At 64.0% G+C, this 14,418-nt stretch carries 15 protein-coding genes; 10 read left to right on the top strand and 5 right to left on the bottom strand.

The annotated features are described in order from the left end of the window. Window positions 1–29: 29 nt before the first annotated feature. Together ACNEOT_RS02785 and ACNEOT_RS02790 are read right to left on the bottom strand one after the other, a co-directional pair. Entirely contained in the window at window positions 30–416 is a 387-nt protein-coding gene (locus ACNEOT_RS02785; protein WP_415971936.1) for a hypothetical protein, read from the bottom strand. 25 nt (window positions 417–441) lie between these two features. Continuing rightward, entirely contained in the window at window positions 442–957 is a 516-nt protein-coding gene (locus ACNEOT_RS02790; RefSeq protein WP_415971937.1) for a DUF3558 family protein, read from the bottom strand. A gap of 647 nt (window positions 958–1,604) precedes the next feature. Between ACNEOT_RS02790 and ACNEOT_RS02795 the strand changes: the two genes are divergently transcribed. The 4 genes from ACNEOT_RS02795 to galK all read left to right on the top strand — a co-directional run bounded on the left by ACNEOT_RS02795 (window position 1,605) and on the right by galK (window position 6,087). Then, complete coding sequence (locus ACNEOT_RS02795; protein WP_415971939.1) at window positions 1,605–2,876, top strand: reverse transcriptase family protein; 1,272 nt, start codon at window positions 1,605–1,607, stop codon at window positions 2,874–2,876. A gap of 96 nt (window positions 2,877–2,972) precedes the next feature. Continuing rightward, window positions 2,973–3,782, top strand: coding sequence for a DeoR/GlpR family DNA-binding transcription regulator (locus ACNEOT_RS02800; RefSeq protein ID WP_415971941.1), 810 nt, complete (start codon window positions 2,973–2,975; stop codon window positions 3,780–3,782). A 26-nt stretch (window positions 3,783–3,808) separates the two neighbouring features. Further along, window positions 3,809–4,924 (top strand): galactose-1-phosphate uridylyltransferase, encoded by a 1,116-nt coding sequence (gene galT / locus ACNEOT_RS02805; protein ID WP_415973630.1) that lies wholly within the window; start codon window positions 3,809–3,811, stop codon window positions 4,922–4,924. Then, window positions 4,921–6,087 carry a galactokinase gene (gene galK, locus ACNEOT_RS02810; RefSeq protein ID WP_415971943.1) on the top strand — a complete coding sequence of 389 codons (1,167 nt, stop codon included), beginning with the start codon at window positions 4,921–4,923 and terminating at the stop codon, window positions 6,085–6,087. The genes galT and galK overlap by 4 nt, the downstream gene beginning before the upstream one ends. A 15-nt stretch (window positions 6,088–6,102) precedes the next feature. On the opposite strand, the gene ACNEOT_RS02815 is transcribed toward galK, so the two are convergent. Beyond that, the gene (locus tag ACNEOT_RS02815) at window positions 6,103–6,753 is read right to left on the bottom strand and encodes a cutinase family protein (protein WP_415971945.1); all 651 of its coding nucleotides are present in this window, start codon (window positions 6,751–6,753) and stop codon (window positions 6,103–6,105) included. 200 nt (window positions 6,754–6,953) lie between these two features. On the opposite strand from ACNEOT_RS02815, the gene ACNEOT_RS02820 reads away from it, so the two are divergent. The 3 genes from ACNEOT_RS02820 (at window position 6,954) to ACNEOT_RS02830 (ending at window position 10,114) form a co-directional block, all read left to right on the top strand. Further along, window positions 6,954–8,078 carry a hypothetical protein gene (locus ACNEOT_RS02820; RefSeq protein WP_415971947.1) on the top strand — a complete coding sequence of 375 codons (1,125 nt, stop codon included), beginning with the start codon at window positions 6,954–6,956 and terminating at the stop codon, window positions 8,076–8,078. Further along, on the top strand, window positions 8,075–9,187 hold the full coding sequence (locus tag ACNEOT_RS02825) for an SMP-30/gluconolactonase/LRE family protein (protein WP_415971948.1): 1,113 nt from the start codon (window positions 8,075–8,077) through the stop codon (window positions 9,185–9,187). Before ACNEOT_RS02820 ends, ACNEOT_RS02825 begins: the two co-directional genes overlap by 4 nt. Before the next feature lie 96 nt (window positions 9,188–9,283). Then, window positions 9,284–10,114 carry a MerR family transcriptional regulator gene (locus ACNEOT_RS02830; protein WP_415971950.1) on the top strand — a complete coding sequence of 277 codons (831 nt, stop codon included), beginning with the start codon at window positions 9,284–9,286 and terminating at the stop codon, window positions 10,112–10,114. Here ACNEOT_RS02830 and ACNEOT_RS02835 read toward each other — a convergent pair. Next, window positions 10,102–10,284 carry a hypothetical protein gene (locus ACNEOT_RS02835; RefSeq protein ID WP_415971952.1) on the bottom strand — a complete coding sequence of 61 codons (183 nt, stop codon included), beginning with the start codon at window positions 10,282–10,284 and terminating at the stop codon, window positions 10,102–10,104. The two genes, ACNEOT_RS02830 and ACNEOT_RS02835, sit on opposite strands and share 13 nt — an antisense overlap. A 198-nt stretch (window positions 10,285–10,482) precedes the next feature. Here ACNEOT_RS02835 and ACNEOT_RS02840 point away from each other — a divergent pair, with 198 nt between their 5' ends. The 3 genes from ACNEOT_RS02840 to ACNEOT_RS02850 are packed head-to-tail and all read left to right on the top strand — an operon-like array spanning window position 10,483 to window position 13,177. Then, the gene (locus tag ACNEOT_RS02840) at window positions 10,483–11,757 is read left to right on the top strand and encodes a histidine kinase (RefSeq protein ID WP_415971954.1); all 1,275 of its coding nucleotides are present in this window, start codon (window positions 10,483–10,485) and stop codon (window positions 11,755–11,757) included. Then, window positions 11,748–12,404 carry a response regulator gene (locus ACNEOT_RS02845; RefSeq protein WP_415971956.1) on the top strand — a complete coding sequence of 219 codons (657 nt, stop codon included), beginning with the start codon at window positions 11,748–11,750 and terminating at the stop codon, window positions 12,402–12,404. Before ACNEOT_RS02840 ends, ACNEOT_RS02845 begins: the two co-directional genes overlap by 10 nt. After that, a complete protein-coding gene (locus ACNEOT_RS02850) occupies window positions 12,401–13,177 on the top strand; it encodes a DUF4097 family beta strand repeat-containing protein (RefSeq protein ID WP_415971957.1) in 777 nt (258 codons plus the stop codon). Before ACNEOT_RS02845 ends, ACNEOT_RS02850 begins: the two co-directional genes overlap by 4 nt. On the opposite strand, the gene ACNEOT_RS02855 is transcribed toward ACNEOT_RS02850, so the two are convergent. Further along, a complete protein-coding gene (locus tag ACNEOT_RS02855; protein WP_415971959.1) occupies window positions 13,118–14,404 on the bottom strand; it encodes an FAD-binding domain-containing protein in 1,287 nt (428 codons plus the stop codon). The two genes, ACNEOT_RS02850 and ACNEOT_RS02855, sit on opposite strands and share 60 nt — an antisense overlap. Window positions 14,405–14,418: the final 14 nt, after the last annotated feature.

The following is a 14,418-nucleotide window of genomic DNA, read 5'->3' on the forward strand; positions in this document are numbered from 1 at the left end:
CTGGGTCGGGCGAAAGCTGTTGCTCTCTGTCAATTCTCGGAAGTGAGCGCGACGATTTTGGCAGATGTCTGCTCGTCGGTGGCGGTCGTCTCGTCGAAGTAGCGACGAAAAAGCATCCGCATCGATTCGATGACCTCGATGTGCTGCTGAAGAATGACGTCAAGGGAGCGATCGGTGCCGGTGGCTTTCTTCAGAAACTTATCGCGCAGGGCTTCGGCGGACGGCAAGTTGCCCCAGTCTTTGGCTTCTGTCAAAGCGATCGCGTCGATCTGCATCTGCTCTAGGTGCGCGAGGTAGGTGACACAGGCCGCGTCGCATTTGGCGGCGACATCAGCGGGGATGGTGATGATGCCAGCGTCGGCTTGGGCATTGAGGTTCTTCCAATGCGCGAGCAGGTCGGGTTGGGAATCAGCCACGGTTTACGCCTTTCGGTTGCTGGAGTCAGGCGGGAAGTTCGGAGTCGAGAATGGCTACCAAAGCGTTCAGCTCGGTGCACGGGTCGTACGGCGGCGTGTCCACCTGCCCCGCTGTGATCAGCGTTGCCCTGATCAACTCAGCTCCGGCGGTGAAGGCGACACCGCAGTTGCGCGACGAGTCGGCAGCGAGTTGCTGATACTGAGTGGCGTCGCGAGTGCCAACCTGAACGGGTTCGAGTCGGTTGAAATAACTCGGATCGTCGACAAAGTCCAAGGTCTCGAAACCGACAAAGACTCGCACGTAATACTTGCTGCTCGGCGGCTGGCTTTCCCATCCGCAGATCTTGAATCCGTTTTGATCTCTTCCGAAGACCCCCGACTCCTTGGTAGCGACGTTCAATCCCGCTCGCTCGATGGCCTCGTCGGGGATGGTGCATGGGTCCCAGGGCGTCGGGGTGGAAGCCGAGGTACTGGTCGCACTCGACGTCGCGTCGGCGAGAGCGTCGCCTCCCGTTGTGCTCGAGCACCCCGCGACCAGCACAAGTGCACAAATCGCCGGTATCCATCGACATGCCCTGCGCATTGCCTCACCCATTTCTCCCGAACGTCTACGTTCTTGGACGCAGCACAGCCCTCGTCGGTTCCCGAGCGCGCCGAACTCAGGACGATCTGTAGCTGTGACAGGGTTGCCGTCGTGGAGGCTTGCGACGACGGTGCCGTGAATTCGACTGCGGTGGTCGTCGAGACGGGTATTTACGGAGATGTGGATCGGACGTACCGGGACGGCGAGATCTGCGGTTCGTATTGCGAGGGCGTGCCCATCGGTGTCACCGTCCCGTGAAGATACTCTCATCGGGATCGTGGTGGCTGCGGCGTTCGGAACCGGCGGGCCGTCGTTGACCACCATCGTCATGGGTGCCGTCGACGCGATACTTCCCTGAAGTCCTGCGGGCAACGCACTGACAGATCCGCCTCCCTTTGGCATGGTGGAGGGATGCAGCGGCGCGTGGGCGAGAGTTGGTCCGCGGGACCGGTCTCAGGGGTAACCCCTGGGTACATCACGAAAATCGAGCACTGCGTCCGAAGCTGGTCTGCACGCTCCGCGTGCTTGGCAGCTCCGAGGACGAAAGATTTCGGTCGCCCCGCGCCGTTGCATGTCACAGCACCGCACCTGATCGACACCCGCGCATGACCGAACGCGAATTGACGCCATGGTCCGCCGCAGCACTGGCGCGGTTGGCCGCTGATGCGGAGTGGACGCGTTCCGGTCTCGAGGTGGCGTTCGCACGTCTCATCCCTGACAAGGCAACGTGGTTGGCCGACCGCGTCCTGAACTTGTATCCGAGTCCGCCGTTCGACGAGGCGTCGATCTTCGTTCTGCTGCGCGATCTTCCGTTCATTCCGGAGCCGTCGGTATCCGCGCAGAGACCGACGCGTAACAGCGTCAAGCCGTGGCGATTCGAGGTGCCGCGCTACGAAACCACCGGTCAGCTCGCGCAGTCACTCGACCTGACCGTTTCCGAGATCGAATGGTTCGCCGACCAGCAGGGCAGGCTGCGCACCGCGCCGTTCCCGTTGCAGCACTATCGATCTGCTCGGCTCGACAAGCGTCAGGGCATCCGCTTGCTGGAAGTGCCGAAGCCGCGTCTGCGGGAGATTCAACGAAAGATATTGCGCCGCATACTCGATCGTATTCCGCCCCATCCTGCCGCGCATGGATTCAGGAAGGCGCGCAGTCCCAGGACGTTCGCGATTCCACACTCCGAACGCGACGTGGTGGTCTCGACGGATCTGCGACGCTTCTTCCCGTCCATCGGGTTCGATCGAGTGGTCGCGATCTTCGAGGCCGTGGGCTATCCGCGGAGGGTCGCGGCGAATCTCGCTGCACTGTGCACGACGGTCACCCCGGCGGCCGAATTGATCGGAATGGATCGTCCGACCGCGGCGAAACTTCGCACGACACACTTACCGCAGGGCGCGCCCACGTCACCGGCTCTGGCCAATCTCGCTGCGCGACAACTCGATATCCGCGTCTCGGGCCTAGCAAGGTCGATGGGTGCTCGCTACAGCCGCTACGCGGACGATCTTGCGTTCTCCGGCGGTGCAGACCTGAAGGTCGACACGCTCTTGTGGGCGGTCTCGCAGATCGCCCACGACGAAGGCTTCGCCATTCATCCCGACAAGACGAGGGTCCGACGCTCTCATCAGCGGCAACAACTCACCGGACTCGTCGTCAATTCGTGGCCGGCGGTACCGCGAGAGGAGTACGACACGCTCAGGGCGCTACTGCACAACTGCATCCGCTCCGGCGCGGCTGGGCAGAATCGACACGATCACAACGACTTTCGAGCGCACGTATACGGACGCATTGCTCGAATCGGCGAAACGAACGAGACGCGTCGAGCAAAGCTGTTGAGCATGGCTTCGCGAGTGAACTGGGACGAGCCCGCAAGCTCGTGAACACGGCTGCTGATCGGAATTGTTCATTTATGTTGACTTCTGAGCCATATTAGTTCATATTGTGCTCATGTACATGGCACGGCGCGACGCCGGCTGATGCTCGCTCATCAGCGCCAACAGAAGATTCTCGACCAGGTGACGGCTGCGGGCGCAGTCAAGGTCGCGGATCTCGGCTCAGCATTGTCAGTGTCCGACATGACAATTCGACGCGACATCAACGAACTCGTCGCCCGCGGTCTGGTCGAGCGCGTGCACGGCGGTGTGACGCTGCCGCGGTCGGCGAGCGCCTTCGAGCCGGGCTTCTCCGCGAAGTCGGAACTCGATCGAGATGCCAAGGGTGCCATTGCTCGCGCCGCTGCACGATTCGTTCGGCCCGGAACCTCCATCGGCATCTCCGGTGGCACCACGACGCACGCCCTCGCACAGGAACTGCTCGACGTACCGAACATCACCGTCGTCACCAACTCACTTCCCGTCGCCGACGTCTTCCACACCGGTGGCCGCACCGATCAGACCGTGCTGCTCACCGGCGGGCAACGCACGCCCTCCTACGCACTCGTCGGACCGCTGACGGTCGGTGCGCTGCACAGCATTCACCTGGACATGCTGTTCCTCGGAACGCACGGAGTGGACTTCGAATCCGGGCTCACCTGCCCCAATCTGATGGAAGCACAGACCAACCAAGCGCTGGTTGCGTCGTCGCGTCGCGTCATCGTGCTCGCCGACCACACCAAGTGGGGTGTTCGGGCGCTCGCCAACATCATCCCGCTTTCCCGCGTGGACGTGTTCGTCACCGATGCCGGACTCGACCCCGGCGTGCAGGACACGTTGTCCGAGAGGGTCGACGACGTGGTGATCGCCGTAGGCCCAGCCATCGACACGAACGAGGAAACGAGCACTCGATGACCGCGCATGACGGCACGACGCACTCGATGCGCAAGACGTCGACCACCTTGGCCGACGGCCGTGAGCTGATCTACTACGACGACACCGAACCGTACGTCTCCGGTGGAGCCACCCGTGACCTGGTCGATACGCGAGCACTCACGCCGTCGATGTCGTTGTCGCAGATGCGGTTCGACGTCCTCACCGGTGAGTGGATAGTGATGGCCGCCCAGCGGATGGACCGGACGTTCCTGCCGCCCGCCGACGCGTCACCGCTGGCCCCGAGTCGCCCCGGCCGCCCGGCGACCGAGATTCCGGCTGCGGACTACGACGTGGTGGTGTTCGAGAACCGCTTTCCTTCATTGTCCGAAACCGCAGCGCAGCAATCACTGTCGGCAGAAGTCGATGGCGAGGCGCTGTGGCCGCTGATGCCGGGGACCGGACGGTGCGAGGTGATCTGTTTCGCCAGCGATCCCGATACGTCTTTCGTGTCGTTGGAACTGTCCCGTGTCCGCACGATCATCGACGTCTGGGCCGATCGCACCACGGCTCTGTCCGCGATCCCCGGCGTCCAGCAGGTGTTCTGCTTCGAGAACCGCGGTAAGGAAATCGGCGTCACCCTGACCCACCCGCACGGTCAGATCTACGCGTACCCGTACCTCCCGCCGCGGACGGATGCATTGATGCGGCAGTCCCGCAACCACTTCGAGCGCACGGGCCGAGTCCTGTTGGCCGATGTACTGGCCGCGGAACTGCGCTCGGGTCGGCGCATCGTGGTCGACGCCGAGCGCTGGGTTGCGTACGTGCCCGCGGCATCGCGCTGGCCGGTCGAGGTGCACCTCGCTCCCCGTCGCGACGTCGCGGACCTCGCCGAGCTGAGCGACGTCGAGCGGGACGAGCTGGCCACGGTCTACCGAGATCTACTGCGCGGCGTCGATGCGTTCTTCGAGGGCGTCGACGAGGTGCCGTACATCGCGGCGTGGCACCAGGCACCCGTGGGAGCCGATCGTGAGCTGGGACGCCTGCACCTGCAACTGTTTTCGATGATGCGCTCACCGGGTCGAATGAAGTTCCTCGCCGGATCGGAATCCGCGATGGGGGCGTGGATCAACGACACGACACCCGAGCGAATTGCGGACCGCCTGCGCGAGGTGCTGGCATGAACTGGCTCGACGTCGTCGCCGAGGAGGATCTTGCCGACCGAGCGGCGGAGTTGTTCCGCAGTGCGTTCGGCGGCGTACCCGACGGTGTCTGGATCGCGCCGGGCCGGGTCAATCTCATCGGTGAGCACATCGATTACGCAGGCGGACTGGTATTGCCGTTTGCGCTGCCGTACGCCACTGCGGTCGCCGTGCGCCGCCGTGTGGACACCACGATGCGCGCCGTATCGACGCACACGGACCAGGCGTGGACCGGTGAACTCGGTGACATCGGGCCGGGCACTCCGTCGGGCTGGGCTGCCTACGTGGCGGGGGTGTCCTGGGCACTCGACACCCACGGAGTCGGCGGAGTCGATGTGGCCGTGCACTCCTCGGTGCCGGTGGGTTCGGGGCTGTCGAGCTCGGCGGCCCTCGAATGCTCCTTCGCCCTGGCTCTGGACGACCTATTCGATCTTCGACTCGATCGAAAGGTGCTGATAGAAGCGAGCATTCGTGCCGAGAACGAGATCGCAGGCGCGTCGACGGGCGGTATGGATCAGAACATCGCGATGTCGGCCGAGCCGGGACATGCGCTGCTGCTCGACTGTCTCGACGGTTCGACGCGCCAGATTCCCCTCGATCTGGCGGGCTCGGGGTCGCGATTGTTGGTGATCGATACCAATGCGCCGCACCGGCTGGTCGACGGTCAGTACGGAGCGCGTCGAGCGGCCCTCGACACGGCATACGCCGAACTGGGGGTGACGACGTTGCGCGGACTCGACCCCGATCAGGCAGTGGCAGGGCTCGACGACCAGACACTCGTTGCCCGAGTCCGCCACGTCACCAGTGAGATTCGACGCGTGGAGCGAGCTGCGGAGCTACTGGACAGTGGTAACGCCGGCGCGGAACTCGGTGCCCTGATGACCGCGTCGCACACGTCCCTGCGGGACGATTACGAAGTCAGTTCACCGGAACTGGACAGCGCTGTCGACGCGGCACTGCGCGCCGGTGCGTACGGGGCCCGAATGACCGGCGGGGGTTTCGGCGGCTCCGCGATTGCGTTGGTTCCCGCTGATCGAATCGATGCGGTGGCCGACGAGATCAACAGCAGAGCAACACGATCGGGACTGCCGGAACCCACCTTTCTCACGGCCGAGCCCGCCGGCTCTGCGCATCGATTCTTCTGACGGTTCGCGAGCAGATCAGCTACGGACCTGAGACGCCGCGAACTGTGCCCCCTGCGTCGTGGAGCCGTTGGTTCCGTACTGAAGGTGCGCGAATGTGTTGAAACCGCCGATCTGGCACACCGGATCGCCGAAGTTGCAGAAGCTGCGGGCCCGCGGGCCGTAGGTGGCGCTGGCCGTTTCGATTTTGCTGCCGCGCAGTCCGATCGGATTGCCGAAGACGACGACTGCCTCGACTCGATCGGCTATTGCGGCCGGGATGACGGCACCGGTGATGCTGCTGGGGGTTCGCACACCGACAGCATTGGTGACCACTGTCGCGCCCTGCGAGTATCCCGCGATCACGAACTTCGTCGACGGGCAGGAGGCGGCAACGGAGTTGAGATGTCCGACGAGGTCGCGCGATCCGGGACCGGCGCTGGCCTGGGTGAAATCGGCCGCGTAATTCACGGCATAGGTGCTGACCGAACGGTCCGACAGCTCGGACTTCAACCGATCGACGAACGGTGTGCCGGTGATCCCAAGGCCGGGGAATTCGCCGGTTCCGCGGGCGAACGAGACATCGACGTCCGAACACGGAGCTGCGTTCGCGACTCCGGACGGTAATGCCACGAAGAACGCGGAAACTGCCAGTGCTGCAACTGAATATGAAGCCAATCGCTTGTTCATGGAGTACTCCTCGGTCGGTGAATGTGCCCGTCGAACCATAGCTGTGTCGACCCGACAGGTCCGGAAATTGCGGCCGAAATCTCCGATCCGAGCAATCTTCCTGGAACGCTGGCTTCTCAACGCCTGTTGCGTTATTCTCCTCGGCGGGGTGAGCCCGATCCGCGCCGAGTGTGGATCCAAATTTTTCCGGGGGGAATCAAGTGTCGAACAAGTGGTTGCGCGCCGTCGTGGTGTCTGCAGTGGCGGTTGCGTTGTGTCCGATTGCCACGGCGTCGGCGGATCCTGCGCCCAGCCCGGCACCAGCGACCGTGATGGGCTCGATCGAGAACGGGCCGGGCAGCTTCAGCGTCTTTCGCACCGTCGACAGCGGCCAGCGGCCCACTGCCGAGGACAACGCCGCATGCAACGACTACTTCGGCTCGCCGCGCTCGCTGACCGTGGTCGAGCGGTTGGACGCGCGGATGTACACCTTCACCAACGATCCGTCGACGGGCTTCCTGCAGAACCCCACCGCACAGAACGTCGGACCCATCTACGTGTGCGACGGGCCGATGGTCGACGGTCAGGCCTTTCTCGACCAGTGGGGCGCACTGACGGCACCCGGCCTCGGCACGCTGTCGATGAGCGGGCCGTGCGGTCTCGAGTTCATGATCGGCTCGCCCGGACGCGCGGCCGTGGATTGTGTTCTGCGAGTGAATCCCAACGAATCCGGGGTCACCGACGGTGTCGCGACCAGCAACTCGATCGCCAATCCGCTCCGCCTGCCGGACGGGCGTACCGGCTCGTTGTGGACCCTCTACACGCTCGGTGAAGGTACCGCTCCCGTGCCGGAGCCCCTCGCAGGAACGCCGCAGCCGACGGGATCGGTCAAGTACAGCGTCGGCCGCGAGGTGAACTCGGTCTCGACCGGTAGCACTCCTGCCTGCCCTGGAGGTGTGCGTACCACCGAGATCCACGCAGTATCCGTGGACGCCGCCACCGGCGCGGCATCGACCGAACCTTCCGAGGACGTCGCCGCCACGGCGTCGATCTGCTACCAGAACCCGTCGTCGCCGGACTTCGGCGCATCGCTGAGCATCACCAGTTACGGCGTCACTCCTGCGCTCACGGCCACGTCGACCGGACAGTGCCGTCGTACCGATCTGCCCATCGAGCCGGGCACCGTGCAGCAGTCGTGCGGGTTCACCTTGCCGCCGCAGCCCGCCCTCGGTCTGACCGGCGGCCAGGTGACGCTCAACGGCTTGGTTCCTACGAACGACGCTGCAGGATCAGCCAATTCGGCAATCTGGACCACGTCGTTCCTCGGTTCCATCACACCTCGATGATCGGCCGTCGGACCGGGGTTCTCGTTCTGGCGTTGGTAGCGAGCTGCATCTCGGGCACTGTCGTGACGGTGCCAGGGGCAGCGGCCCAACCCACCGCTGGTCCCCTCGGCTACGGGCAGACGAGGGATATCGCTGTCGTTCCGCTACCGGGGCAGCCCGAAGGAATGGCAATCGATCCCGAGGACGGCAGCATCTGGTCGGGATCGAATCGGCCCAATTCGTCTGCGGACGTGTGGCATTGGGATGCCGACGGCCGCTTGCTCGAGACGTTTTCGTTGGTCGATCACGTACCCGCAGAACATGGCGTCAACGGCATCGCTCTCGACGGGGACGGTCGGGTGTACGCCCTCGACTACTCGGGAGCGCGGGCCGTGCGCATCGATCCGGCGACCGGAGCGCAACAGGTCTACGCGACGTTCGCTGATCTGCCGACCTGTGCTGGGGCCGTGGGTATTCCGTGCGAACCGTCGCCCGTCGATCGACCGGCCTGGCCGAACTGGGCTACGTTCGCACCCGATGGGGCAATGTACGTCAGCGACCTGAATCAGGCCACCATCTGGAAGGTTCCCGCGGGCGGTGGAGCGGCCCAAATCTGGTATCACAACGCTGATTTCGCATCCATCTACAGCATCAACGGCATGCAGTTCGACGCGGCGGGGCGTCTCGACTTCGTGGTGACAATGTCTTTCGCCCCGGACATCACGTCGATCGGTCGTGGCGACGTGTACCGCATTACGCCGGACTCGGACGGTGCACCGGGGCCGCTCGAAAAGGTGGCCGTGGTCGGGCAAGGCGACGGCTTGGCGATCGGAACGAGCGGACGCATCTACGTGCCGATCTCGAACCCCATCGACAATTCGATCCAGGTGGTCGACCCGAGTACGGGTGCTGTGGTGGCAGACTTGCCGGCCATCGTCGATCGCGTCACCCGCTCGATTCCCTATTCGACCCCGGCTTCGGTGGCATTCCGGGGAACGTCGTTGATCGTCTCCAATCACGGTCTCCTCGCAATCGACCCGCATCAGTGGGCGATCCTCGAGCTCGGGGTGGGGGAGACGGGATTGCCACTGCATTATCCGACGGGACTGGACCGGATCCCCGTGCCGTGAAGATCGGGTGCAGTAGACCGCGCTCAGAGCGGTCCACTGCACCCGATTTTCTGGTCTTGACCCTCACACTGTGTGAGACAGGAGTCTTGGAGGGTCATGTTCAGCATCGGAGAGTTCGCATCGATCGGCCGGGTGTCGGTTCGGATGCTTCGGCATTACGACGAGATCGGGCTGTTGACGCCGGCGCGGGTTGATCCGTTCACGGGCTATCGCTCGTACGACGGCACGCAGTTCGAGGTTCTGGGTCGCATCTTGATGTTCAAGGATCTCGGGTTTCGGCTCGACGAGGTGACGCAGATCGTGCACGCCCAGGTCAGTGACTCTGAGCTACGTGAGATGCTCGCCGCCAAGCGCGATGACGTCGCCCATCGGATCGACCTCGACGCCGCTCGCCTGCGCCGACTCGATGCGCGGCTCTCCCACACCGAAGGGATTTCGATGATCACCGTGGACACCAAGTCGCTACCGCCCAACCGGATAGCCGTCGTCAGCGAGACCGCCCCCGGGTTCGGTCCCGAGAACATCGGCCCCGTGATCGGGCCGATGTACGCACGACTCGCCCAGACGCTGGCCGCGCACGGTGTGAGTTTCGGTCCGTCGTCTATCGCCATGTACGAGGCCGTCGACGATGGGGACGGTACGGGCATTGTCGTGCATGCCGCATTCGAGGTAGGACCGGAAGTAGCGGCCGGTGAAGGCTACGAGGTTCGCGAACTTCCGCCCGTCGAGCTCGCGGTAACCACTGTTCACCACGGTTCTATGGCGACGATCGGTGAGACCTGGGAGCAATTCACGGCGTGGATCGAGGCCAACGGCTACGAACTCTCGGGCATCTGCCGTGAGTACTACCTGGTATCGGAGCCGCAGCCGCAGGAGAACTGGGTGACCGAACTGCAGCAGCCGGTGATCCGGCGTCAGGACGCCTGAGCGAGCTCCACGAGGGCAGTGCACTGGCAACCGCCGGTGACCTCCTCGCATTCGAGAACCAGGAAATGGCGGACGTACTCGAGGTCCACGCAGTTCGGCTCCGTGCACTCCGCACCGCCGACCGCGTGGATCACGAGTGTGCCGTGGCAGGTATCGAAGCTGGCGGACATGCGAATCCCTTTCTGTCGTTTGTCTCTACATCCTTGATATCACCGGGCTCCGACAAGTTCGGGAGAAGACGAGCGTGTTCGACGCCTGAGCTGGGCAATCGCGCGTCGACCCACGTACCGACGGTAGGGCTGGCCCTACCTCACGTCGTGGGTTCACAGTGAGGACGCCCCGGCAACTGCCCACTTAGGCTCATCCGCATGAACCAGGCATTACCGATTCCCCTGAATCCCCTCAGAGCGTGGATTTCGCAGCAGTGGTGGTTGGCGATGGCGTCGCTGTTGGCGACGACGTTCGCCGGCCTGGGCGGTTGGCTGATCGTCGGTCTGCTCCTGTTCGCGGTGTTCGCATTGCCGTTCGCCCTCAGCGGTGTACTCGTCTTCGTGTTCACGATCGTGGTCCTTCGTTGGCTGGACATCGCGGCACGAGCGGGCATCGACCTCACCAGCGGCATCGAGATCACGAAACCCGACACCATCGTCTATCCGACCAGCTGGCGAAAGTTGGTGTGGTGCGTCCGCGACGTCGGGCTGTGGAAGTCGCTCGTCTACTGGATCATTCGTATTCCGATCTCGGCTGCCCTGCTGTTCTTGCTGCCGGCGCTCTTCCTGGCGCTTCCTGTTCTTGCGGCCGCCCCGATCGCGTGGTTGGTCACCGATCCCGAGGGCACGGGCCTGGAGATTGCCGAACGAGTGGACTTCCCACTGGTCGCGTTGATCGGAGTGGCAGCTCTGGTGGTACTGGTTGCCGGCGTTCCGCCACTGACGACCCTGCTCGCAAAACTCGATTGGTGGAGCGCTGCAGCACTTCTCGGACAGTCCGAGTCGAGCAAGCGGGTGAACGAACTGACCGTGAGCCGTGCTCGCGTCGTCGACGCCGCCGATGCCGAGCGGCGACGCATCGAACGAGACCTGCACGACGGTGCCCAACAACGGCTGGTCTCGGTGGCAATGTCACTGGGGCAAGCGAAGTCTCGCGCATCCGCTACCGAGGACGTGGTGTTGAGAAGTCTGCTCGACGATGCACATCGAGAGGCCAAGAATGCAATCGGTGAGATACGGACGTTGACGCGTGGACTGCATCCCCCGATCTTGACCGATCGCGGACTCGACGCAGCACTGTCCTCGGTCGCGGCGTTGTCCACGGTTCCGGTGACCATCGAGATCGACCCGGCCCTCACCGGCGAGCGACGGCTGAATGCCACTGCCGAATCGACGGTGTACTTCGTGGTATCCGAGGCTCTCACCAACGTCGGCAAGCACGCCAAAGCCGGCCACGTGCAGGTGAACGTCGTTCGCGGCGAGTCCTCCGTTGCAGTCACCATCGTCGACGACGGTTGCGGCGGAGCGCATCTGGAGCCCGGTGGTGGATTGGCCGGACTGGCCGACAGACTCAGTGGAATCGATGGAACCTTGGCCGTGACCTCGCCGACTGGTGGCCCGACACGAGTGGAGGTGACCATCCCATGCGAGTGATCATTGCCGACGACTCGGTACTGCTACGTGAGGGTGTTGCACGTTTGTTGATCGACTCCGGTGCCGAGGTGATCGGAAAGGTAGGTGACGCGGCGCAGCTGTTGACGCTGATGTCGGCTACCGAGCCCTTGCCCGACGTCTGCGTCATCGACGTACGGATGCCTCCGACATTTCTCGACGAGGGACTGCGAGCGGCACTGGTCATTCGCGAGCGTTGGCCCGATGTCGGAGTACTGGTGCTCTCGCAGTACGTGGAGGAAAGGTATGCGGCCGAGCTCATTCGACAGAGCACGGACGGCGTCGGATATCTGCTCAAGGATCGCGTCGCCGATGTGGACGAATTCTCCGACGCGGTGAAGACCGTCGCCGACGGCGGAACGGTCATCGATCCCGAAGTGGTGCAGCAGATTCTGGCGCGCGCACCACGTTCGGATCCACTGGACTCGCTGACGCCGCGAGAGCGAGAGGTGTTGACGGCGATGGCCGAAGGCAAGTCCAATGCCGGCATCGCGGCCACTCTGGTCGTCGGTCAAGCAGCAGTCGAAAAACACATCGGAAACATCTTCGCCAAACTCGGTCTGCTCGGCGACAGTGCGGATCACCGCCGGGTCATGGCAGTCCTTCGATACCTGGGAGCTATTCGATGAATCGAATTCCATTGTTGCGCTACTCGTTGGCGATCACCACCGCGGTCGTCGTGGTCGGTACGGCCGGAGCCGGCACCACTGCTGCGATCGCCCTCGGCTTCTCCGTTCCGAAGACTCAGAACTACGACTACTCGGTCGATCACACGATCGACGGCTCGCAGCTGACCGTGACGACCGGGTTCGCGCATCTGAAGTTCGTGCCCAGTCCGGATGATTCGCTGCATGTTCGAGCGCACGGTATCTACCGAGGAGACAGTCCGACGATCGATATCGCCGCGGATGGATCGACCGTGGCGGTGGAATGCGCCTACGACAAATATGGATCCTGCGACGCCGATGTCGAATTGCAGATCCCGGCTGATCTGACCCTGACGGTCGACGGCGCAAACGGCGACGTCGTATTGTCCGATGTCGACGCCGACGTGGACATCTCGACAGCGTCGGGATCGGTATTCGCCCGTGGATCGGCAGGCACTCTGCGCGTGGACACGCGTTTCGGTGACGTGAAGATCAGTGATGCCACGGCGACCGCTGTCGAGGTGACTACGACCTTCGGCGAGATCACTGTCGAATCACGCACTGCGCCGGAATCGGTGAAGGCGCGCAACGTGATCGGTGACACGACGATCGGGCTTCCGCCTGCCGACTTCTATGCCGTCGACGCCAGATCCGAGAAGGGGGACGTCGTCGTCGACGTGGTCAACGACCCGAGATCACCGAAGACGGTGTCCGCCAACAGTGAGGAAGGGCAGATCACCGTTCGGCCGCGGTAGCGCGGTTGAGTGACTGCGTCGCCACGCACTGAACGAGCGGACGGAGGAAGTCGTGGGACGCGTCAACCACGGCCACGGGTGCAATTCCTGCGGGGACAGGGTGGCCGAGATGCGCGCGAAACCGGGAACGGGTGCCCAGGTGGTAGCCAACGATCGCCCGGCGAGTTCTTCGGCCACTCGTCCTCTGCGAACTTCCAGCTCGCGAGTCGCTGCGATCTCCCCGAGTGTCTCGGCGAGAAAGACCAGTCGCTTGCCGGATAGCTTCAGTCGGCGCAACAGTGGCTCGTCGAAGACGAATACCGCCGGTCGGTCGGGGTCGGCGGCCAGTGCGGGATCCGTTCCACTCAACGATTCCGCGGTCAGCCACACTTGTTGCGCACCTTCGCCTTCCGCCTCGGATGGGCCAGCGGGAACCGGTGCCTTGTTCAGATCGGGACCGTCGACCGCGGGCCCGAGGTCGTCGTCGGGCCAATTCTCGATGGGGCAGGCATCTTTCAGTGCGCAGTTACGGCACAGTGAGGGTGCCCGCTTGTTCACCTGCCAGCGGCTGAAGCCGTAGACCTTGCCGCTTCCGGTCCCGACCGTCCACTGCCAGCCGAGACGATTGGCCGCGCGCGAGCCGTCGAGCAGGTGGGCGAACATCTCGTCCTCGCCATCGCGCCACGTCGCCCCGGCACGCACGGCCCACTGGGAGGCGAGCCACATGCGAGTCTGATTGACCAGCCACCCGTCGTCGTGCAATTCACCCACCACCGAAGACATGCAGTTCATCTCCTCGGGCCACGGCTGCGCAGTCCAGTTCTGCGGTCTCGGCTGCTCACGGCGTAGCGAACGGCCGAGATGGGACCCGGTGCGCGCGTAGAGATGGCGGGCATATTCCTGCCACATCAGCTCGTCCCGATAGCGGGAACGGTCGCGTGGGGGAGCGTCGGCGACGGCGTCCCAGACCTCCCGCAGCGTCAGCAACCCGTGGCGGATGTACGGCGACATGCGGCTCGCGCCGCGGCGATTCACCGGGAGAACGGTGCTGCGATCGCGGGCGTAGCCGGTGATGTCGAGGCCGGCCAGCGCGGCATCGGCAGCAGACTGACCGCCGCGAATGCCTCCCGCCCTGATGCCTTCCGGGCCCTCGCGCGTCAGGTCGCCCAGATGCTCGGCAACCCAGGCAACGACGTCCTCGGTGGTGAAAGCGTCGGCGATGGAGGGAGGAGGAGGTAGCTCGGACATGCGGTCGGTCTTCC

Source organism: Rhodococcus sp. 077-4 (assembly GCF_047782425.1).
Classification (GTDB): Bacteria; Actinomycetota; Actinomycetes; order Mycobacteriales; family Mycobacteriaceae; genus Rhodococcoides.

Excerpts from the sequence above, each read along its gene's own strand:
- ACNEOT_RS02795 (WP_415971939.1), top strand. The coding sequence starts at position 1,605 with ATGACCGAACGCGAATTGACGCCATGGTCCGCCGCAGCACTGGCGCGG.
- ACNEOT_RS02800 (WP_415971941.1), top strand. The coding sequence starts at position 2,973 with ATGCTCGCTCATCAGCGCCAACAGAAGATTCTCGACCAGGTGACGGCT.
- galT (WP_415973630.1), top strand. The coding sequence starts at position 3,809 with ATGCGCAAGACGTCGACCACCTTGGCCGACGGCCGTGAGCTGATCTAC.
- galK (WP_415971943.1), top strand. The coding sequence starts at position 4,921 with ATGAACTGGCTCGACGTCGTCGCCGAGGAGGATCTTGCCGACCGAGCG.
- ACNEOT_RS02815 (WP_415971945.1), bottom strand. The coding sequence starts at position 6,753 with ATGAACAAGCGATTGGCTTCATATTCAGTTGCAGCACTGGCAGTTTCC.
- ACNEOT_RS02825 (WP_415971948.1), top strand. The coding sequence starts at position 8,075 with ATGATCGGCCGTCGGACCGGGGTTCTCGTTCTGGCGTTGGTAGCGAGC.
- ACNEOT_RS02830 (WP_415971950.1), top strand. The coding sequence starts at position 9,284 with ATGTTCAGCATCGGAGAGTTCGCATCGATCGGCCGGGTGTCGGTTCGG.
- ACNEOT_RS02835 (WP_415971952.1), bottom strand. The coding sequence starts at position 10,284 with ATGTCCGCCAGCTTCGATACCTGCCACGGCACACTCGTGATCCACGCG.
- ACNEOT_RS02840 (WP_415971954.1), top strand. The coding sequence starts at position 10,483 with ATGAACCAGGCATTACCGATTCCCCTGAATCCCCTCAGAGCGTGGATT.
- ACNEOT_RS02845 (WP_415971956.1), top strand. The coding sequence starts at position 11,748 with ATGCGAGTGATCATTGCCGACGACTCGGTACTGCTACGTGAGGGTGTT.
- ACNEOT_RS02850 (WP_415971957.1), top strand. The coding sequence starts at position 12,401 with ATGAATCGAATTCCATTGTTGCGCTACTCGTTGGCGATCACCACCGCG.
- ACNEOT_RS02855 (WP_415971959.1), bottom strand. The coding sequence starts at position 14,404 with ATGTCCGAGCTACCTCCTCCTCCCTCCATCGCCGACGCTTTCACCACC.